The 2,487-nt window shown below is 40.9% G+C and carries 3 protein-coding genes; 2 read left to right on the top strand and 1 reads right to left on the bottom strand.

Annotation, left to right across the window (positions count from 1 at the left end; genetic code table 11):
• The coding region (locus AC29Z1_RS00400; RefSeq protein WP_488269471.1) for an efflux RND transporter permease subunit at positions 1–1,129 on the top strand (1,129 nt) is incomplete at its 5' end.
• Positions 1,130–1,169: 40 nt separating this feature from the next.
• On the opposite strand, the gene AC29Z1_RS00395 is transcribed toward AC29Z1_RS00400, so the two are convergent.
• The gene (locus AC29Z1_RS00395) at positions 1,170–1,352 is read right to left on the bottom strand and encodes a CC/Se motif family (seleno)protein (RefSeq protein ID WP_488269477.1); all 183 of its coding nucleotides are present in this window, start codon (positions 1,350–1,352) and stop codon (positions 1,170–1,172) included.
• Positions 1,353–1,825: 473 nt separating this feature from the next.
• Here AC29Z1_RS00395 and AC29Z1_RS00390 point away from each other — a divergent pair, with 473 nt between their 5' ends.
• Positions 1,826–2,281: a hypothetical protein gene (locus tag AC29Z1_RS00390; protein ID WP_488269470.1), complete on the top strand. Its 456-nt coding sequence runs from the start codon at positions 1,826–1,828 to the stop codon at positions 2,279–2,281.
• Positions 2,282–2,487: the final 206 nt, after the last annotated feature.

Below are 2,487 nucleotides of genomic sequence, written 5' to 3'. Positions count from 1 at the left end.
AAAGGTATCGGTGTCAAGCGGACAGAGCGTGGGACGTGGGGATTCGCGGCCAGTGCAAGTAGCGCTGCGAGGTCCGGAACTGGAAAATCTGAATATGTATGCCAGCATGCTAGCAGAACAGCTAAAACAAATTCCTGGCACTACCGATGTGGATATATCCAGTGAACAATCTGAGCCAGAAGTGCAGGTAAGATTTGACCCGGCTCGTTTAGGTGACGTTGGCCTAGATGCGGCAACTGCTGGAAAGGCGGTACAGACTGCTTTTCTAGGATCAACAGCTAGCAATCAGTATACTGTGGCTGACAGTGATTATGATATTCGTGTCCAACTGAAACAAGAACACCGGTTAGGTCTGGATGATGTTGCCAACCTTCGGATTCCGAGCCCAAATGGTTTTATTCGTTTAGGCGATATTGCTGAAGTGAAGCTGTCATCCGGCCCAACACAGATTGATCGGGAAGACCGACAGCGACAAGTTATTGTTTATGCGAATGCCGTAGGCACATCTTCGGGAGAAATTCTTGCTCAGGTAAAAGATCTGGTTGCAGGACTTAATTTACCTTTAGGTTATAACTATAAGCTGGTAGGTCAAGCGCAAATGATGGAAAACTCGTTTAAAGAGATTGCCAAAGCGTTAATATTGGCTGTTATCCTCATTTATATGGTGTTAGCGGCTGAATTTGAAAGCTTTATTCATCCGCTGACAATTATGTTATCATTACCGTTTTCGTTGGTTGGAGCGATACTGGGTTTATTAATTACCGGCAATACCATAAATATCATGTCATTGATTGGCGTTATTATGCTAATGGGGCTGGTAACTAAGAATGCAATTTTGCTGGTTGACTATACGAATCAGTTGCGCAGACAGGGGATGTCGGTCAGTGATGCCTTGGTGGAAGCTGGGTCAGTCAGGCTTAGACCGATAATGATGACAACCCTTGCCATGATTTTTGGGATGTTGCCTATAGCTTTTGGTATTGGCGCCGGGGCGGAGATACGGGCCTCCATGGGAGTAACTCTTATTGGCGGATTGATTACCTCAACTTTCCTAACACTAGTCATTATTCCGCTGGTATATTTACTTATTGACAGATTGCAGCATTCCTTTAGACAGGAGATTGAATAAACAGAAGGAGCCTTGGTATATGCACCAGGGCTCCTTCTGTTTAAGCTAGTCGCCAACCTTCAATAACTAATTTTTTAAACCATAAGAAACTGCTGAGGGCAATAGTTAAGGGTATGTTAGGCAGATCATGGGGAATGTATACCATGACACCTTGTATGTTTTCCAGGGTATAGTTTTCCGGGTTATGCGGTTGGCCCAGGCGTACAGCCGGGCTTTCTCTGATGTCAATTCAACAGGAAATGACTTGAAAAAGTTCAAGATAGACTGGTTTGTTGCGTGATTTAATATATTCGAGGGCCTGATCGGTTATTGTCAGCATTGCCATAAAAACGACCTCCTTACGTTCATTACCCATTTTTTCGGGATAAAGCTACAATATCCTGCCGGAACAGTTGCGATTCAATACAGAAATGTAGAGCTAGATCTCAGGTGACCAGAACGATTACCTGAGATTGTTGCCAATAGTATTGCCGATTTTGCTGGCTGTCAGCCATAGGCAGTATTAATCAAGCATTTGACATTAGATTAGAACCGTTTGCTTTATTATTTAATTTAGTATTATAAATTTTTATTTGCTATAAGCATTGAATCGAATCGGTTTTTGGTTGCTGCATGGTGTGAGTAGTGACATAATATGGGAGAACTGAATATTATGGATTATAATGTTCTATGATGCGCCGCCTTGGGGGGGATGCCATGTATAACCAGACAGAAGAAGTGAATCATTTGCTGACATTAATGAAGCTACAGAATAATAATATCCATGAGCTGAACAAACTTATTTTTACAGCCCTTTCGGATATGATTTTGATTAACAGCCATGAATTTAACGAGTTTGTTAAGCATATTTCTGAATTTATTCATTATCACTATAATAGCGAAGGATATAGCCAAGCAGCACAACTGGTGCAAACATATCATTATATTCTGTGGGAGCGTTTGCTTGACAGTCAGGTTTTAGCTGCTGCGGAACAAATAGAATTGGCCATTGGATATTTAGAAATGGTTGTACGGGAACAAATACGGACTAATCCGCAGATAATGGTATTAAATCACTTCGTTTTGCTTATGGAAGAAACTCAATTAAAAATCATTGAGACATTGGAAAAACTCTTAAAACACTCATATCCTTCTCCTCAATTGCAAAATTAAAAAAATTCAGCCATAAACAGGATTTTGGCTGTTCATAGGGAATCCTAAATAAAGACATAATGCGTATCAAGACATTATGTCTTTATATTAACTATTGCAAGGATGATGGTAATGCATACAATACAAGAAAAGGTAACTAAGCTTAATACCATACTTTTGTCGCTAAAAAGCGCGGTTGTTGCTTTCTCCGGGGGGGTTGATAGTAC

The organism is Sporomusa sp. (genome assembly GCF_057736855.1).
This window is presented reverse-complemented; position numbering and strand designations above follow the sequence as displayed.

Coding starts and splice junctions, on each gene's coding strand:
- AC29Z1_RS00390 (WP_488269470.1), top strand. CDS start 1,826: ATGTATAACCAGACAGAAGAAGTGAATCATTTGCTGACATTAATGAAG.